The organism is Ensifer sp. Root31 (genome assembly GCF_001424825.1).
Taxonomy (GTDB): domain Bacteria; phylum Pseudomonadota; class Alphaproteobacteria; order Rhizobiales; family Rhizobiaceae; genus Ensifer; species Ensifer canadensis.
On sequence record NZ_LMCO01000017.1, the window covers coordinates 111606 to 127507 of the forward strand.

A 15902-nucleotide genomic window follows, 5' to 3' on the forward strand; every position below is an offset into this window, starting at 1 on the left:
AGCAATGTTGCCAGAGTCTCGTTGGCGCGGCTGGGCCCGCTCGCCACAGCGGGTTCAAAATAGCGACGGCGGGGGACCGGGAATACTAGCGCCGGCAAGTCTTCCCGCTTGATCGAGGGGTCGGGCCAACCTCGCGGCACCCGGCACCTTCACCCACCCGGTCTGACCAGCGACCGCGCGTAATCGCCAAGAACCGCACCGCGCCGATGTTTTCGACCGTGCGGATGGAGGCTGTCTGACGGCCACAAGCAAGCGGCAAAAAGACCGGCAAGGCTCTCGCCGCTTTTTCCACGCTCAGGGTAAATGGCGGGTTTGGGAGATCACGCCCGCGTGTCACTCCGGGAGCCCCGCCTTGCGGTAGCCATCGACGAAATGCGCAAGCGTCGCAGCGTCGCGGAATGGCTCGGTCGTCGCCCAGTGGTGGATTGTGAAACTCGGATTGCCAACCAGGAAGAGTTCGACCTCTGTGCGTGCCTCGTCGAGCCGGCCCAGCTGAGCAAGGCTTGCCGCCAGGAAACGGCGCGAGCTTGTACGGTACGTCTCGTCCCTGCGCAGCGTCTCGACAGCGGCTTCGTACTCGCCGGCCGCGTATTGGGCCTGGCCGAGCGTCAGATAGTACCAACTCGCCGGAAACGGGTTCAGCCGGAACGCCTTGCGAATGTGCTCAAGACCCTCCTCCACCCGTCCGGCCAGGACCGCGACATCGGAGAGTGCCGCCCAACTGTCGGCCTCGTTCGGGTCGAGCTCGATCGCCTTGGCGAATTCCCGATCGGCTTCGTCGAAGCTGCGCTCATAGGCAAGCAGATACGCCAGAACCCAGCGGCTGCCGGCATCGTTGGGATCGAGCGCGACGGCCTTGCGCGCCAGTTCCAACGCAATGCCACGGCTAGCTTCGGTGGGTCCGCCCGAATGCACCCACCCCATCCAGTGGTTCATGGCAAGCCAGCGATAGGCCTCGGCATAATCAGGATCGAGCGAAACTGCGCGCGTGAGCATCAGATGCGCTTCCTGCGCCGACTGCGGCGTGTCATCCATCAGCTTACGCGCCCGCACGCAGAGATCGTAAGCCTTGATATTGTTGGGTCGGTTGCGCGACGGCGGTGCGCGCAGCCGGCCGAGCAAGGCTTCCACGATCTTGCCGGTGACCTCGTCCTGAACGGCAAAGATATCTTCCAGGCTGCGATCGAAGCGTTCCGCCCATAGGTGTTCGCCACTCACCGCATCGACCAGCTGGGCGTTGATGCGGACATGCTCGCCGGCGCGACGAGCGCTGCCCTCCAGCAGGTAACGCACGCCAAGATCCTCAGCGATCCCGCGCACGTCCATCGCCCTCCCCTTGTAGGCAAAGGCCGAATTGCGTGCGATGACAAAAAGGCCGGAGATCCTGGACAGGTCAGTGATCAGATCTTCGGTCAACCCATCCGCGAAGGATTCCTGTTCGGGGTCGTTGCTGATATTCACGAAGGGCAGCACGGCTATCGATGGTTTGCCGGGCAGCGGCAAAGGTTTTCGCATCGCGCCGCTCAGCTGCTCGATGGCCCTGGTGAAGCGGTAGCCGACGCGCGGAACCGTCGAGATCCATTCATCGCCGTCGGCGGCGGGACCAAGCAGCTTGCGCAGCTGCGCGATCTGGACGGTGAGATTGCCCTCCTCGACAGCCGTGCCTGGCCACGCCGCATCCATCAACTCGGTTTTTCCAAGAATTTCGCCGGGTCGTCCGACGAGTGCTGCAAGCAACTTTAAGCCGCGGTGGCCAACGGCAACGGGATCACCGTTCCGAAGCAGCGTTCCCGCATCCGGATCAAGCACGAACGGACCAAAGGCGAAGCGCGATCCCTGCATGCGGCGCATCTATAGTCCGTTTGGAAATTTTTGAGAACTATTTGGGAGGCCTTAATTACGACGCCGTTCGTATCCGGCAGACTCCATCCTCTTTCAGGTCGAGGGCCGCTGGCCGCTCAAACCATATGGAGGTTGCCATGAACGATATTCCCACCTCTGCGTCGACCCCGCTTCAGGCAGCGTGGCCGGCAATGCCCGTGGAACCGGCGGAAGTGTCGCGCCGACACTACAGCCTGGCGACCTTGCGAAGCATCATCGCTACCTGGGGTGAGCGGATACGCTTTCGCTGGGAACTCGAGCAAAAGTTGAAGGACGATCCTCATTTGATCGATGACATCGGTCTGACGAGACAGCAGTTCGAGGCAGAGATCGCCAAGTCCTTCTGGCAAGTATCAAATCCCTTATAAGGCGAATGCTTCATGATTACCGAATGCACGACAATATCGCGCGAGGATCGGATCCCATGGGCCGCGATGGCGGGCATCATCGCGACCGTCACGGTGTTCGCCGTGGCACAGGGGCTAACCTATCCGCTGCTCAGCTTCATCCTGGAGCGGCAGGGAATGACATCAGGCGTGATCGGCCTGTCGGCGGCGATGACGCCGCTCGGTTTCATTTTATCCGCGCCTTTCATTCCCGCGTTTACCCGGCGGGTGGGCGCGCCGCGGCTTGCGATCCTGTGTTCGATGCTGGCCGCGCTCACCCTGATCGCGATTGGCTTGACGCAAGAAGTATGGACTTGGATGCCACTGCGCTTCCTGCTCGGCTTTTTCGCCAATCCGCTCTACGTGATCAGCGAAACCTGGCTGCTCTCGATCACGCCCGCGCCACGCAGGGGCCGCATCATGGGCCTCTATTCATCGATCGTTTCGGCTGGCTTCGCCATCGGCCCTCTGTCGCTCGGGCTGGTTGGCACGCAGGGCTGGCCGCCCTTCATGATCGGCATCGTCGCCTTCCTTCTCTGCGGTCTGATTGTGCTTGCGGTCGTGCCGCGCCTGCCGGACATGCCGCATGAGGGTGAGGCAACATCGGTCGGCGGCTTCTTCGCTCTGGCACCGCTCCTATTGTTCGCGGTTTTCACTGCCGCTGCTTTCGAGCAGACCCTGCTTTCCTTGTTTGCTGTCTACGGAGCAGCGCTCGGCAGCGCCGAAGAGCGCATTGCTTCGCTCATTACCTGCTTCATCGCAGGCAATGCCGTGTTGCAGATTTTGCTCGGGCGCGTCGCAGAGCAATTTGGCTCGAGACGGACGATGCTGGTCTGTGCTGTGGTATCGCTGGCCGGCTGCCTGTTGCTGCCGTGGTTCTTCAACTCGTGGCTCATCTGGCCGCTCGTTTTCGTCTGCGGCGGGGTCTCGTTCGGGATCTACACCATGTCGCTGATCCAGCTCGGCGAGCGTTTCGCCGGTCAAGCCTTGATCGCCGGCAACGCTGCCTTCGCGATCCTATGGGGTACCGGCGGCATCGTGGGCTCGCCCGTGACAGGACTGGCGATGCAACTGATCGGACATCAGGGGTTGCCATTGTCCCTTGGCCTGCTGTGCTGTGTACTGGCCCTGCTCCTGATGGCGGAGAGACGACGGGGTTGATCCCGGCACTTGCCTCATGCCGCGTCGATGATGATAAGCCGGGTTCCACCAATAGGGAGCAAGCATGATCGCCGCCTGGCATATCCCATTGACATATCCACGGCCAACAACCTATATGGGGATATACTTAAGCCATATCCCAAGAGGTGATCGATGGACCAGGGCTCCGTATTTCAAAGCAATCGCAGCCAGGCGATCCGTCTACCGAAGGCCGTGGCGCTACCCGACGATGTCAAGAGAGTCGATGTCGTGGCGGTCGGAAGAACTCGAATAATAACCCCGGCCGGGGAAGCTTGGGACAGTTGGTTCAACGGCGAACGGGCGAGCGCCGACTTCATGGCGGATCGTGACCAGCCCGAGCAGCAAGAGCGCGAGACGTTCTGATGCTCAAATACATGCTCGATACCAACATCTGCATCTTCACGATCAAGAATCGTCCAGAGCCTGTTCGCGAGGCTTTCAACCGCCACCAGGGGCAGCTCTGCATCAGTTCGATCACTCTTATGGAACTGATTTTCGGCGCTGAAAAATCGGCAATGCCGGAGCGAAATCTCAACGTCGTTGAAGGATTTGCGGCAAGGCTCGACGTTCTGAACTTTGATCGCTTGGCGGCAGCACACACCGGCCAACTCCGGGCCGAGCTGGCCAGGGCCGGCAAGCCAATCGGACCTTACGATCAATTGATTGCTGGCCATGCCCGCTCACAGGGGCTGATCCTGGTCACCAACAATGGACGGGAATTCGAAAGAGTGCCTGGCTTGCGTCTTGAGGACTGGGCGACCACCTGACAATGGAAGGCATGCCCGATTGCCAGGGGCGCGAAAGCCTGGCCGGAGGAAGGAACAAACTTGCAAGATAAGCGTTCTGCGGCGAAACGGAGGCAACGCAGATGCAAGGTATCAATTGGGATCACCCCGTCAGGGTCGGTCCAGAAGGTGAGCGGTGTATCAACGGGCCAGAGGATGCGCTGCAGTATCTAAGTGAATGGCCCCAAGGCGGATGGTTCTACGAACGGGCCAGAAATCGCTGCCACGCCGCGCTGGAGCGCGGGGAGAGCCTTGGGCTGTCGCGCAAGGCCTTCATTGGCGCGGCCATCGAATGTTCATTCCCGATTGCGGAGGACGAGATTTCCTCGTGAGTTGCCGGCCAGCAACCTGATTTCACGATCGGGGCGGTTCTCCACAACCCGTGAATTTCGCACGAAATTACAAGCTCCTAAGCCTGCCGGCATTCGTGGATAACCAGTGCATCACTTGAGGGTTGCTTCGCCTGCTCCACCGCCGTTTTTCCAGTGGCATGAAATCCATCTAGGGTGCACAAGCTCCGGCGTTCCGGGCGGTTAGTGGAGCAACTATCAAAGAGGCCGCGCCCTGCTGCCGCAGGCGCGGCCTCCACGCTTTTCAGGACGACATTTTGCGGAACTGTTGAGGTTTGACTGGGCGACTCCAACTTTCACATCAACGACGTGAATCGGTTCGCCCCAACCGATTCAAAACTCTTCTGTGGTTGCCGCCCGGGATGCAAGAAGATTTGATTTGAATGTGCGAGTGATCGAGTGCGGTCTTCTGTAAGGCCTTTATCTGCGGCATTTTCAGAAGCCGCTGGCCGGTATGGTGATCAGCGGATCAGGTCCAAATCTCATTGTCGAGCTTAAGTGCTCACGAGTTTTGACTGGTTTTCCTAATCCAGATCTGTTCGATTATTTTGCCCATTCGGGTCGTCGCCTTCTTTCACCCCCTTATCCGGCGTCAGCCTTGCGCAGCCTTGTGGTCAAGCTGCGGTTGCTACTGCCGGAACCCGGTAATCCTCTTGTTTGATCAGCATCGCCCAAATGGTCCTGGCCATTTTGTTGGCTAATGCGATCGCCACGAGCATCCGTGGCTTGCGCATCATCATCTGCGCCAGCCAGGAACCTTCCGCAATCGATTTGCGGCCCATCCAGTTCAGACGGGACATCGCCCCAATAATCAGCAGTCTGCGGATATCGGTTTGCCCTGCTTTGGAAACGCCCCCGAGCCGCTCTTTACCGCCGGACGAGAACTGGCGTGGTACGAGACCGAGCCAGGCGGCGAAGTCGCGGCCACATCGAAAGCTCTCCATCGGCGGGGCAAAGGCTTCGACGGCGAGAGCGGTCAAAGGTCCAACCCCGGGGATTGTCTGCAAGCGTCGCGCCCTATCCGCTTCAGCTGCCAGCGCCTTGATCTTCCCGGTTTGGGCATTGATGCGGGTCGTCTTCTCGGCAATCTGCTCCAGCAAATCACGGCACTCCTCGCGCATCAAATCGGGCAAATCGCTGTTCGGCGCATTCAGGACATCTTCGATCCTGTTGAGCTGACGAATTCCCTGTGGAACAACATGGCCATATTCATAAAGGTACGCCCTGAGAGCATTGATCAACTCGGTTCGCTGGTGGACAAGCCGCTCCCTGGAACGAAACAGGATAGCCTTGCTTTGCTGCTCTGCCGACTTCGGCTCGACGAAGCGCATTTCTGGCCGCTGCGCCGCGATCACGATGGCCTCGGCGTCCGCCGCATCGTTCTTCTGGCGCTTCACGAACGGCTTCACGTAATGAGGAGCGATCAGTTTCACCTCATGGCCAAGCCTGATTATTTCGCGGGCCCAGTAATGCGCACTGCCACAGGCTTCCATCACCACGACCGCTGGTGCTTGTTCGGCCATGAATCGGCGGAACATCTCCCGCGACAGCTTCTTGCGAAACTGCAGATGTCCCGTCACCGAGGCTGCGTGCAGCTGGAAAACATTCTTCGCCAGATCGACTCCAATCATCATATCCTTCGTCACGGTTGCCGTCCTTTCCGCTCAGTGCTGTAGACACCACATCTTTGGCACATTGCGATGCCGTCTGGGGAGGACGGCAACCACCCCATCTCATTGGACGCGGATTCTCCGACGCGCGATGCTGCGTTCATGACCCAGCAGTGCTCCAACCTCTACTTTCAACGGATAGATCCCAGCCGAAACATGGCGCGCTACTATGCGCTTTCGATCCAGCCGACGCTCTTTGGCGAAATCTCCCTTATCCGCGCCTGGGGACGCATCGGCACGCTCGGCCAGGAGATGAGCCATCACTTCGCATCCGAGGCCGATGCCATTGCGATCCTTCTCCAAATCGCCCGCAGAAAGAGGGCGAAAGGCTATGTTGCCAAGGCAATCTGTGGAAAATCACCTGAGGAGGCGGGAGTTGTTGCGCAAGACCGATGACATTGGCGCCATTCGGGCAAAGTATCCTTTCGTCAAAAACGAGGAGGAACAACCTTTGACCACCACAACTGAAATCGCAGAAAAGATCGCCGGCGAGCATGGCCTGACGAAGGCGCAAAGCAAAGCCGTCGTTGAATCCGTGCTTGCAGCCATCGCCGCCGCTTCGGTCTCCGGCAACGAAACCTCCCTGCCCGGCTTCGGCAAGTTCAAGGTTAAGGCCACGCCTGAGCGTGAAGCCCGCAATCCGGCAACCGGAGCGACCATCAAGGTCGCGGCAGCAAGGAAGGTGTCCTTCGTACCGGCAAAGGCTCTGAAGGACGCACTCAACAAGTAACGTCGCAGCTTTTGGCCCCGCCTGCTGGCGGGGCCACTGAACTCGCTTAGGCTCTGCGTCCAGGCAGCAGCAGAACCCTATGCCATGGGGCTTTTCAGCCGCACGCGTTTAAGCGCCACCGCCGCTGCGCACCATCGTCAAACGCAGTGAAGCCGTCCGGCCGGACCGCCTTACCCGTCGAACCGGCCGTTCGAGATGTCCTCGGCCGACGTCACGGAAACCGCGACGCTGACGCCCTTGATAACCGTGCCTCCGGCCCGTTGGAGATCAACGACGGTCTGAAGGGCCAGCGTGAGCCGGTGGCGAAACCTGCAAGTCCGTCAGGGCCATGTTCGACCGGGGCGGTTGGGTGGAGGCCGTCATTCGCACAAAACCGAAGCCAACGCCGACGCGATCAAGTCGTGGCTTGGAACACCCGGACGGCACGTTGGGCGTTGCCGTCTTCTTGGTTTTCGGTTTCGATTGGGCTTTTCGACGACTAACTCCACTTGAGGTGTAAGCTGATCACCAATGTTGCTTTCATCCGCCATTTTGAAATCCCCAATTCTTCCTGCGCGTTGTTTTCCTCGCGGTTCACGAAATAGTCATACATCGGCGGTCGCCGACAACCAATCCGAACCCGGACGAGAAGTCTTCGCACTATCGCGCGGGGAAGGGATCGAATACCGGCGGTCGTGGACACACGAGCAATGCCGCGTTGCCGTTAACCTCATTGGCTGAAATCTCAGCAAGGCGGTAGATGTATGCCCTAAAAATTGGTAAAGAAAGTGTTATTGTCTTTGTATATATAGGCACACGAATGTCGCTTCGATTTTATTATTGTCACGCGCACACCATTGGATCGATGTAACTTTATCTCACCAGACATTTTGCTCATGTTATGCTCTTCTATACATCGCCCCATCTATTGTCAGTCCAGTGCCAGTGATGTCGATGATCCGACGTCAACCGGGGGCGTCACACGGGACATGAGGTCATGAACGTTCATCCTTCGCTTCAGGGGGGATTCGAGTATCCACTTTCTCCGCGGGTCGAAGCGATCCTGGAGCGAGAGCAATTCGGCGAAGCCCTGCGCGATGTGGCGCTGCGGCTTGTCGCGATGCACGACATTGCGCCGCGGATCGTACGCTACACCGCCAACTTGCAGAAGTGGCTACTCACCCAGGCAATCCTGACCTTGCATTTCGAGCACAAAACCGACGCCACCCGGCCGGGCCTGACGGCGGCGAAGCTCATCGATTTTATCGTCGCCAACAACGGTGCAAGCAAGAATACCGCCGTGGCGCACCTCGCCGAAATGCGTAGCTACAGGCTGCTGCTCGACGCCGAATGGTCGGGCGACAAGCGTTTGCGTCCGTTAATCGTGGCGGACACGGCCGAAGACCTCATCCGTCAGTGGTTCGATGGCCACCTGAAATCGCTCGACCGGTTGGACGGGGGGAAGCGCCATCATCTGTCCGGCGCCGAACCGTCGCTCATGCATTTCGCGCAGCCGAGGGCGATCCGGCGCCTGTTTGTGGAGCCGGGTTGGTGCGCCCCACCCGAAAACGTTGCCACCTTCGTGTGGACGGAATCCGGCAGCAACATTCTGCACGATCTGATCGCGCGCCTGCCGAAGGGGGAGTTGGCCGAAGGACCGACCTCTGTTGGTCCATTGCGGATCAGCGAGATCACCAGTCGCTACATCATTTCGAAAAGCCACGCCCAGCGGGTTTTTGCGCGTGCTCGCGACCTGGGCATTGTTGGGTGGCAAAAGCCTGGAAACCGCGGTGATCTATGGGTGTCGTCTGAGCTTGTTTGCGACTATCGCCGTTGGCAGGCGGTGAAGTTCGCGGCACTCGAAGAAGCGTTCGATTGGGCCGTTGCCGGGTGGCTTGATTGACAGTCGCCTTGTCACAAGTCCCTTCACCTGCACTAGGTGCGGGGGCATTGGCGTGACGGCCGGAACAGGGTTGCTTTTGCGTTAATGCCGATCGTCGTTTTTTATCGTTGGAATTTGTGGAAAATTTTCCAAGTATCTATGGCTATTGCTTAATTCGGCGCAGGTACAACTTGTCCCATCAAGAACGGGGAGACAAGAAATGAACAACGCTAAAGTATTTTCCGCAGTATTGCTTGCATCGCTGCTTTCGGCACCGGTCGCCATGGCCGGCCCTGAGCTTGCTTCGCCGGCCTTCGTGCAGCAGGCAACCGGCGGCGCCGGTTTCTCGGCTCTCGATACCGCCGCGATCATGAAGCCGATGATGGACCTGATCGTCGCGACGCCGACCGTCGACACGTCGTCGCTCGCCGGCAATCTTTCCTTCGTCTATCAGAGCGGCGACTTCAACACCGCATCGATTCTGCAGAGCGGCGTGCGCAACGTCGGTTTGATCCAGCAGGCCGGCTATATGAACTCGGCTTCGATCAGTCAGACCGGTGTCGGCCACCAGGCCTTCATCTCGCAGCAGGGCCGCAACAACGTGGCGATCATCAGCCAGCGCTGACACACACGTGCAATGGTGCGCTCGGGGACAGGCGCTGCCGTTGATGCAAATCTGGAAGAGCCTGTGATCGCAGGCTCTTTTTGTTTTCAGCTGGCTCGGGTTACTGCCCGTCGTCAACTTCCGGCAGCGGCACCGGATCCGGGTCCGGCTGCGGAACGCCGCCGAAATCAGGGAAATCGATGGTAAAGCCCGGGCCACTGGAGCTTGCGCCTTCACCCTGGGCAGTCGCCTGCGAAAGCAGCCAGTTGCCGTTCAGCGGATCGCCGCCGAACGAGGGATTGATCGGCTGGTAGACAAGCTCGGACGCAAAGCCCGTTCCGGCTGCAGCGATGGTTACCGTTACCGCGAGAAGCGCGGTTTGAAGCCACTTCATTGGTATTCTCCTTCTTGAATATCGAGGCGGTCAACGTTTCGGTAAAACGTACATCCGGCCTGGAACCACGACAACGGTCTTGTTTTCCAGTCCGCGCAGGCCGGTCGGCATCATGTACCGCCCGCTCTGTGCGGTCTGGATTGCCAGCACCGTCGAATTCTTGGAATCCCGCACATCCAGCACACCGGCAAGGCTGTTGCCGTCCTGGATATAGGCAATCTGGTTGTTCTCGCCGGAAACGCCGACGAGCTGGAAGTTGTTGTCGCCGCGGCTCGCCTGCACCACCGAGTTGTTGGTGCCGCCCTGGACGAGAAGCAGCGCCGAGCTGTTGCCCTCGATTGCCTGGACGGCGCGGTTGTTGGTGCCTGCCTGCTGGATCAGCGCCAGGCTTCCCGTGCCTTCGACGCCGGCATTGGCAATGTTGCCCTGGCCGAGCTGGATGATAGATGTCGTCGAACCGCTTTCGCCGCCGAGGAACGGCTGGATCGGCGCCATCAGAGCGTTCACCTCGGCCGGGTTGGTGCTGTAGTCTTTGACGAGCAGGTCTTCCGCGGCTGCCGGCGCAACAGTCGCCACGAGACCTGCGGCCATGATCGCGTTGCGAAGAACTCGGCCGATTGGGCGTGTTGAACGTTTCATCTGTTTTCTACCCGTTTCTCTGTTTCTTCGGTCAGATGCGTGTCGTCGGTGGCGAAAGCTCGATCGTCTGGTCGAGCTCGCAGAGTGTCTTGCCGGTGTCGTCCGTGACCACGAGCGTAATCCGGACCCGGCCGGTGCGGTTGATCACGACCTGCGTGTCGCCAAGAGAGCCCGCGGAAAAGCGGTTCTTCTGGCTGGTCGTGCTGCTTCCCCCCGTCGATTGCGTGGCGATACCAAGGGCGAAGCTGCCGTTGAGGTCGGTTGCACCTTCGATGAAAGGTCTGAGCGTCGCCGTCTCCTGGCCGCCGATCCGCACGCCGCATGCCGTGATGCGCGGGTCGCTGGTGTTGCCGAGGATGGTCTGACCGTTCATCGAAGAGGCACTCGCTTGAAAGCCGAAGGTGATTGAGACTGCGAAAACCTGGAGAAACCGAAGTGCCTGCGAGAGCCGCATGATCTGATCCTCCTTGAAGGGTTGGGGCGCTCGAAAGCGCCCCAACGTGTCGATCAACCTGGGTCGATCAATTCTGGCTGACGAAGGCGACGTTGGCGCGGCCGGCCTGGATGACCACCGAGTTCTGGCCGCTGTTGCCCTGGCTGACGATCGCGTAGTTGCGATCGGCATCGCTGCTGCCGCTGCCATACTGCAGGACCACCGAGTTGGAGGCGGAACCCGTTTGGCTGATCCAGGCGTTGGAGTAGGCTCCGGCCTGAACGACTGCCGACGAGTGACCGCCAGCGCCCGTCTGGTCGACGAGGGCAAGCGAGTTGTTCGACGACTGAACGATCAGCGAGGTGTTGCCCACCGTGTTCGACTGGTTCGTGCCGGCGACGTTCTTCTTGCCGTTCTGGATCGTCAGAGCGGCGTTACTGAGGCTTGCGATCTGCGTGGTGGTTGCCACGTTGTCATGGCCAGCTTGGATGATGCCGGCTGCAGACAGAATGGCGCCATTCTGCAGGTTGCTCGCGGTGTTGCCGTTGCCCGACTGAACGATGGCGGCCGCAGCCCCGAGCGTTGCCGTCTGGACGTTGGCTGCACCGTTGCCGTCACCGATCTGAACCGTGGCGGCAAGCGAACCGGCAGCAACGGTCTGGAAGTTGAAAGCGTCGTTGTCGTCGCCGACCTGAACGATGCCTGCCGCCGAAGCGACGGTCGGCACGTTGATTTCACCGAGCGGGTTGGTGAATGGGGTCGATGTGGTCTGGGTCGACTGGGCCTGGCTGTGTGTGATCGTCTTAGGACCGAGCAGCCATGACGCACCACCATTCTGTACGCTGGTGTTGATGCCATAGGTCGTCGTTGTGATGCTGGCGATGCCGCTTGCCGGCGCGATCAGCTGGCCGATCTGGACGTTGGCGGCGCTGTTGTCGTTACCAAACTGAGCAACCAACGCGATCGAGTCTTCCGCCGGCGCCGAACCCGAGCCGGTCAGCGTCGTCGGGCCGCCGGCGATGCCGAAGATGAATGGGCCCTGCATGTTTGGCGTGAGATAGTTGCTCAAGCCGGGAACCGAAGCCGTCGTCGTCAGATTGAAGGCTGGCAGAACTTCATAGGTTGCCGTCTGCGTCGCGCCCTGGGTGTTGTAGGCGGTGTTACCCGAACCGACCTGCAGGATGCCGGCGATGACATTGCTGCTGTCGGCCTGCTGCAGGTTGCCGGCCGTGTTGCCCCAGCCGAACTGGCCGATGAGGGCCGTTGCCCCGCTGACGTCATCCTGAACGTTGGCGGATTCGTTGTTGCCGCCCGCGCCCTGGATGATGAAGGCGTTGGACAAGGACGACGCCGTCTGGCTGTTGACCGCCTCGTTGAAGCGACCGCTTTGGATGATCGTCGCATCGACGCCGGTGCTTGAGAGCTGCAGGTTGGCGGCCGTGTTGTCGCGGCCATCTTGCAGGATGCCCGCGCTACCGCCGGTTACGCCGGACTGCAGGTTGGCTGCATCATTGCGGTTGCCCGACTGGATGATCGACGCGTCGACATCGCTGCTGGTCAACTGAACGCTGCCGGCCACGTTGCGGTTACCGTCCTGGATGATGCCGGCGGTGCCGCCGGTTACGCCAGATTGGCCATTGCTTGCTTCGTTGCGGTCGCCATTCTGCAGGGTGAAGGCGTCGACATCGGTGCTGCCGGCCTGGATCGTGCCAGCATTGTTGCGATCACCCTTCTGCACGATAACGGTCGCCATATTGGTGCCGTCGGTCTGCAGATTGCTCGCTTCGTTGCGGGCGCCGTCCTGGACGATCAGCGCATCGGAGTTGACGAGGTCTGCCTGTACGTTGCCAGCCGTATTGCGGCTGCCGAGCTGCAGGATCGACGCATTGGTCGGATCGACATTGGTCTGAAGGTTGGCCGCGACGTTGTTGGAGCCGCCCTGGACGATGTTGGCGGTTGCTTCGGTGCCGCCACTCTGAACGTTGGCTCCGCTGTTGCCGCTTCCGATCTGCAGGATGTTGGCAGTGTTCTCTACACCACCGCCGACCTGCGCATTGCTGGCGCCATTGTTGGTGCCGAACTGGGTAATGTTGCCTTCGTTGTCGCTGCCCGTATCCTGGAAGTTGGTGGCAATGTTGCCCGAACCAAACTGGCCGATATTGGCGCTGTTATTGGTGAACTGCTCGCTGCCGATCGCGTCGTTCTGGTAGTTGGCAGCGATATTGTCGTCGCCGAACTGCAAGATCGCCGCATCGTTGCCTTCGAGCGGGTTGCCGCCGCGGTTGCGGGCGTTGACGGCAAGGTTGTCGTCGCCGAACTGCGCAATCGCCGAGCTGTGGTTCGTGCCGCCTTCCGACAGGTTGTAGGCATCGTTGCGGTCGCCGCCCTGCAGGATGGTTGCCGTCGAATTGCGGCCATCGTTCTGGGTGTTGACGGCCAGGTTGTCGTTGCCGACCTGACCGATGACAGCCTTGTTGTCGTTGTTGTAGCCGTTGTTGTGGTAATCGCCGATCTGGCTGTTGAGCGCCGTGTTGCGGTTACCGTCCTGGACGGTCTGTGCCGTGTTTTTCTTGCCGCCGCCGGAACCGCCGGCCTGAAGGTTGACGGCATTGTTCTTGTTGCCGCTCTGCGCGATCGAGGCGTTCAGGCTGTCGGCCGGACCGGCCTGTGTACCCGGGGACTGCAGGTTTGAAGCGGTGTTATTGTTGCCGTCCTGCAGGATGAAGGCGTTCGAATTGTTGACCGATGTCTGAACGTTGGCAGCGGCGTTGTTATTGCCGTCCTGAATAACGGTGGCCGATGTCGGGTCGACATTGGTCTGCGTGTTGACGGCGCTGTTGTCCTTGCCGTTCTGGGCAATGATGGCCGTGGCGTCGAGCGAGCTGCCCGTCTGCGTGTTGATGGCGCCGTTGCCTTTGCCGACCTGCAGGATGCCGGCGTTACCGTCGATGCTGGCTGTCTGGTTGTTGATCGCGGCATTACCGGTGCCGCTCTGGGCGGTGACGGCGTTGGACGAGGTCTCGTCCGTTTGGTTGTTGATGGCAGCGTTACCAGATCCGTTCTGCAGAATGCCGGAGAAATTGCCACCGTTTGCGCCGAGCTGATTGCTCTCAGCATAATTGCCGGGCTTGTTCGGGCTGTCGTTCAGCTGGATGATGCCGGTGTCGTTGCCGCTGTCACCTTCTTCCTGGGTGTTGCGGGCAACGTTGGCATTGCCGCCCTGGAAGATCGTGCCGCGGTTTGCACCATCCTGGCGGAACTTGTCGACCAGGTTGTTGGTGCCGAACTGGGCGATGCCGCCGACGTTCTCGCCCTTTTGCAGGAAGTCGCCGCCAACGACGTTCTTGCTGCCGAGCTGCATGACGCCGAGGTCGTTCTTGCCTTGTTGGGCGTCGCCCGCTGCGCCGCCTGCTGCCAGCGGCAGGAAGACGTTCTGCTGGCCGTGCTGGTAGATGAAGCCGCGGTTGGCGCCTTCCTGGGACAGGTAGGCGAAGTTGCTGTCGTCGCGCTGGCCGATGTAGCCGGTGTTGGCTTCCTGTGCGGAAGCGGCTGCGGACATCGCCAGGACAGCGACGCCGGTCAGCAGCAAAGTTTTTCTTGCTGAGAATTTCATGGACTTCTCCCTTTTGTTCGGCGCCGGCGTCTTGGTCGCCCTGAAGCGCCGCACTCAATTAGAGCGTTAACAATTCGTTTAATATCACTGCGTCCTGTGTCTGAACAAGGCGCTCCTACAGAATAATTAAGTAATAGTTAATCACAAAGGTGGAAACACCCAAAATTGGGCTAATTACAAATCGTCTTTCCAAAACAACAAGACGCGCGATTGCGAATCAATATTGATCCGCTGTCGCGCGTTATTAAGTAGAGTCAATTTTAAGCGTGGTTGTATTGTTTGAATTTCGTCAGGATGCCGGAAGAGAGACGTCGCCGTACCTCTCTTCGTAGGTGCGGATGAACTCCGCCTCGCGGGTGCGGTCCTTGAGATGCCAGAGGCCCTGCCGCACGCCATCGACTGCGAGCGAGTACACGCCAAGCTCGATGCCTTCTCTGACGGCCAGCGAGCCGGGGTCGTTGCGCGATTGGCCGAGCTCGATCTCAAGCAACTCGCCAGCAGTTGCGAATTTATAGGCGCCGCCACGCACCTGCACCGAGTAAACCTGCTTGGTCGTCGTGGTCGAGGCGAGAACTTCGCCGGTCTGGACGCTGACGGCACGAAGATTGACGGTGACGACATCGGAGCGGTACTGCACGTCGCCACCGATGCCGAGATAGCGTGCGCCGGCACCGCCGGTCAGTTCATTGGAATCGTAGCCGACGATACCGCCTTCGAGCAGCAGTCCGGCGAAGCGCACCGGCGGGAGGCCGCTCTGGCGGCCATAGGCGCGTTGCGTATTCTCGATCAGTGTTCGTTCCTGGACCAGGTTCTTCAGGCCGGAGCGCTCGACGACCCGGAACCACTGGCCATTGCCCGTCTTCTTGAGCACATCGACGAGGATGGCGGCGCCGCCCTGTGTGACGGCCCGGCTATACTCGGCAAAGGCTTCATTGGGCTTTGCCTGCCCGGTCAGGTCGGGGAAATCATAGACCGCCACATCGACCGGGATCTCGGGCAATGGCATCGACTTGACCTTCGGTGTCGTCTTCGTCGGTGCGGTCAAGGTCGCCGCTGGCGTATCCAGTTGTTGACCGCTTTGACATCCCGCAAGGAGCCCACCAAAGACACAAAGAGCTGCCAGTTTGAACTTCATAATTCCCCCGTCAGGTTGCTGCCGCGAGGTGCAGCAAGCCATGCGTCATCGCTTTTCGAGCCGGATCCGGCCGAAACTATTGGCGCGCAGAAATACTTTTCCGAAAACTATAGTTTTCGGATCGAAAGCATTTCGAAATTGATTAACTTCCCTCAGTGATCCGCCCGACCGAACTTAGCCCAGCATGGTCAGGCGAATTTATTGCACCGCTTCCCTACCACTGAAGTTTTAGGGGTTCG

16 protein-coding genes and 1 pseudogene are annotated in these 15902 nt (G+C 59.8%); 10 read left to right on the plus strand and 7 right to left on the minus strand.

The annotated features are described in order from the left end of the window. Positions 1–333: 333 nt before the first annotated feature. Complete coding sequence (locus ASD00_RS17495; protein ID WP_057207787.1) at positions 334–1842, minus strand: winged helix-turn-helix domain-containing tetratricopeptide repeat protein; 1509 nt, start codon at positions 1840–1842, stop codon at positions 334–336. A gap of 191 nt (positions 1843–2033) precedes the next feature. Between ASD00_RS17495 and ASD00_RS17500 the strand changes: the two genes are divergently transcribed. The 5 genes from ASD00_RS17500 (at position 2034) to ASD00_RS17520 (ending at position 4566) form a co-directional block, all read left to right on the plus strand. Next, entirely contained in the window at positions 2034–2249 is a 216-nt protein-coding gene (locus ASD00_RS17500; protein WP_057207788.1) for a DUF1127 domain-containing protein, read from the plus strand. 12 nt (positions 2250–2261) lie between these two features. Beyond that, on the plus strand, positions 2262–3428 hold the full coding sequence (locus tag ASD00_RS17505) for an MFS transporter (RefSeq protein WP_057207747.1): 1167 nt from the start codon (positions 2262–2264) through the stop codon (positions 3426–3428). A 153-nt stretch (positions 3429–3581) separates the two neighbouring features. Next, entirely contained in the window at positions 3582–3812 is a 231-nt protein-coding gene (vapB, locus tag ASD00_RS17510; RefSeq protein WP_025431366.1) for a type II toxin-antitoxin system VapB family antitoxin, read from the plus strand. After that, positions 3812–4216: a tRNA(fMet)-specific endonuclease VapC gene (vapC, locus tag ASD00_RS17515; protein WP_057207748.1), complete on the plus strand. Its 405-nt coding sequence runs from the start codon at positions 3812–3814 to the stop codon at positions 4214–4216. Before vapB ends, vapC begins: the two co-directional genes overlap by 1 nt. 101 nt (positions 4217–4317) lie before the next feature. After that, complete coding sequence (locus ASD00_RS17520; protein WP_025431368.1) at positions 4318–4566, plus strand: DUF982 domain-containing protein; 249 nt, start codon at positions 4318–4320, stop codon at positions 4564–4566. Positions 4567–5198: 632 nt separating this feature from the next. Here ASD00_RS17520 and ASD00_RS17525 read toward each other — a convergent pair. Further along, positions 5199–6218, minus strand: a complete 1020-nt coding sequence (locus ASD00_RS17525) for an IS110 family transposase (RefSeq protein ID WP_057207749.1) — start codon at positions 6216–6218, stop codon at positions 5199–5201. Between the two features lie 138 nt (positions 6219–6356). On the opposite strand from ASD00_RS17525, the gene ASD00_RS17530 reads away from it, so the two are divergent. The 5 genes and pseudogenes from ASD00_RS17530 (at position 6357) to ASD00_RS17545 (ending at position 9470) form a co-directional block, all read left to right on the plus strand. Next, on the plus strand, positions 6357–6650 hold the full coding sequence (locus tag ASD00_RS17530; RefSeq protein ID WP_057207789.1) for a WGR domain-containing protein: 294 nt from the start codon (positions 6357–6359) through the stop codon (positions 6648–6650). A 55-nt stretch (positions 6651–6705) separates the two neighbouring features. Further along, a complete protein-coding gene (locus ASD00_RS17535; protein ID WP_057207790.1) occupies positions 6706–6984 on the plus strand; it encodes an HU family DNA-binding protein in 279 nt (92 codons plus the stop codon). Positions 6985–7269: 285 nt separating this feature from the next. Beyond that, positions 7270–7414: pseudogene (locus tag ASD00_RS41185) on the plus strand (IS630 family transposase); the annotation flags it as partial. Positions 7415–8083: 669 nt separating this feature from the next. Next, positions 8084–8866 (plus strand): hypothetical protein, encoded by a 783-nt coding sequence (locus ASD00_RS17540; RefSeq protein WP_244496080.1) that lies wholly within the window; start codon positions 8084–8086, stop codon positions 8864–8866. A gap of 199 nt (positions 8867–9065) precedes the next feature. Continuing rightward, entirely contained in the window at positions 9066–9470 is a 405-nt protein-coding gene (locus ASD00_RS17545; RefSeq protein ID WP_057207751.1) for a hypothetical protein, read from the plus strand. 100 nt (positions 9471–9570) lie between these two features. Here the strand turns inward: ASD00_RS17545 and ASD00_RS17550 are convergent, their stop codons facing one another. The 5 genes from ASD00_RS17550 to ASD00_RS17570 form a co-directional block, all read right to left on the minus strand. Beyond that, positions 9571–9843, minus strand: coding sequence for a curli assembly protein CsgF (locus ASD00_RS17550; RefSeq protein WP_057207752.1), 273 nt, complete (start codon positions 9841–9843; stop codon positions 9571–9573). Positions 9844–9873: 30 nt separating this feature from the next. Further along, positions 9874–10482: a hypothetical protein gene (locus ASD00_RS17555; protein WP_057207753.1), complete on the minus strand. Its 609-nt coding sequence runs from the start codon at positions 10480–10482 to the stop codon at positions 9874–9876. Between the two features lie 31 nt (positions 10483–10513). After that, positions 10514–10936: a curli-like amyloid fiber formation chaperone CsgH gene (csgH, locus tag ASD00_RS17560; RefSeq protein WP_057207754.1), complete on the minus strand. Its 423-nt coding sequence runs from the start codon at positions 10934–10936 to the stop codon at positions 10514–10516. Positions 10937–11003: 67 nt separating this feature from the next. Further along, a complete protein-coding gene (locus ASD00_RS17565; RefSeq protein WP_057207755.1) occupies positions 11004–14528 on the minus strand; it encodes a hypothetical protein in 3525 nt (1174 codons plus the stop codon). A gap of 289 nt (positions 14529–14817) precedes the next feature. Then, entirely contained in the window at positions 14818–15663 is an 846-nt protein-coding gene (locus tag ASD00_RS17570; RefSeq protein WP_082523618.1) for a CsgG/HfaB family protein, read from the minus strand. Between the last annotated feature and the right edge of the window lie 239 nt (positions 15664–15902).

What these genes read in the sequence shown, in the direction of transcription:
- ASD00_RS17495 (WP_057207787.1), bottom strand. Translation starts at nt 1,842, where the DNA reads ATGCAGGGATCGCGCTTCGCCTTTGGTCCGTTCGTGCTTGATCCGGAT.
- ASD00_RS17500 (WP_057207788.1), top strand. Translation starts at nt 2,034, where the DNA reads ATGCCCGTGGAACCGGCGGAAGTGTCGCGCCGACACTACAGCCTGGCG.
- ASD00_RS17505 (WP_057207747.1), top strand. Translation starts at nt 2,262, where the DNA reads ATGATTACCGAATGCACGACAATATCGCGCGAGGATCGGATCCCATGG.
- vapB (WP_025431366.1), top strand. Translation starts at nt 3,582, where the DNA reads ATGGACCAGGGCTCCGTATTTCAAAGCAATCGCAGCCAGGCGATCCGT.
- vapC (WP_057207748.1), top strand. Translation starts at nt 3,812, where the DNA reads ATGCTCAAATACATGCTCGATACCAACATCTGCATCTTCACGATCAAG.
- ASD00_RS17520 (WP_025431368.1), top strand. Translation starts at nt 4,318, where the DNA reads ATGCAAGGTATCAATTGGGATCACCCCGTCAGGGTCGGTCCAGAAGGT.
- ASD00_RS17525 (WP_057207749.1), bottom strand. Translation starts at nt 6,218, where the DNA reads ATGATGATTGGAGTCGATCTGGCGAAGAATGTTTTCCAGCTGCACGCA.
- ASD00_RS17530 (WP_057207789.1), top strand. Translation starts at nt 6,357, where the DNA reads ATGACCCAGCAGTGCTCCAACCTCTACTTTCAACGGATAGATCCCAGC.
- ASD00_RS17540 (WP_244496080.1), top strand. Translation starts at nt 8,084, where the DNA reads ATGCACGACATTGCGCCGCGGATCGTACGCTACACCGCCAACTTGCAG.
- ASD00_RS17545 (WP_057207751.1), top strand. Translation starts at nt 9,066, where the DNA reads ATGAACAACGCTAAAGTATTTTCCGCAGTATTGCTTGCATCGCTGCTT.
- ASD00_RS17550 (WP_057207752.1), bottom strand. Translation starts at nt 9,843, where the DNA reads ATGAAGTGGCTTCAAACCGCGCTTCTCGCGGTAACGGTAACCATCGCT.
- ASD00_RS17555 (WP_057207753.1), bottom strand. Translation starts at nt 10,482, where the DNA reads ATGAAACGTTCAACACGCCCAATCGGCCGAGTTCTTCGCAACGCGATC.
- csgH (WP_057207754.1), bottom strand. Translation starts at nt 10,936, where the DNA reads ATGCGGCTCTCGCAGGCACTTCGGTTTCTCCAGGTTTTCGCAGTCTCA.
- ASD00_RS17565 (WP_057207755.1), bottom strand. Translation starts at nt 14,528, where the DNA reads ATGAAATTCTCAGCAAGAAAAACTTTGCTGCTGACCGGCGTCGCTGTC.
- ASD00_RS17570 (WP_082523618.1), bottom strand. Translation starts at nt 15,663, where the DNA reads ATGAAGTTCAAACTGGCAGCTCTTTGTGTCTTTGGTGGGCTCCTTGCG.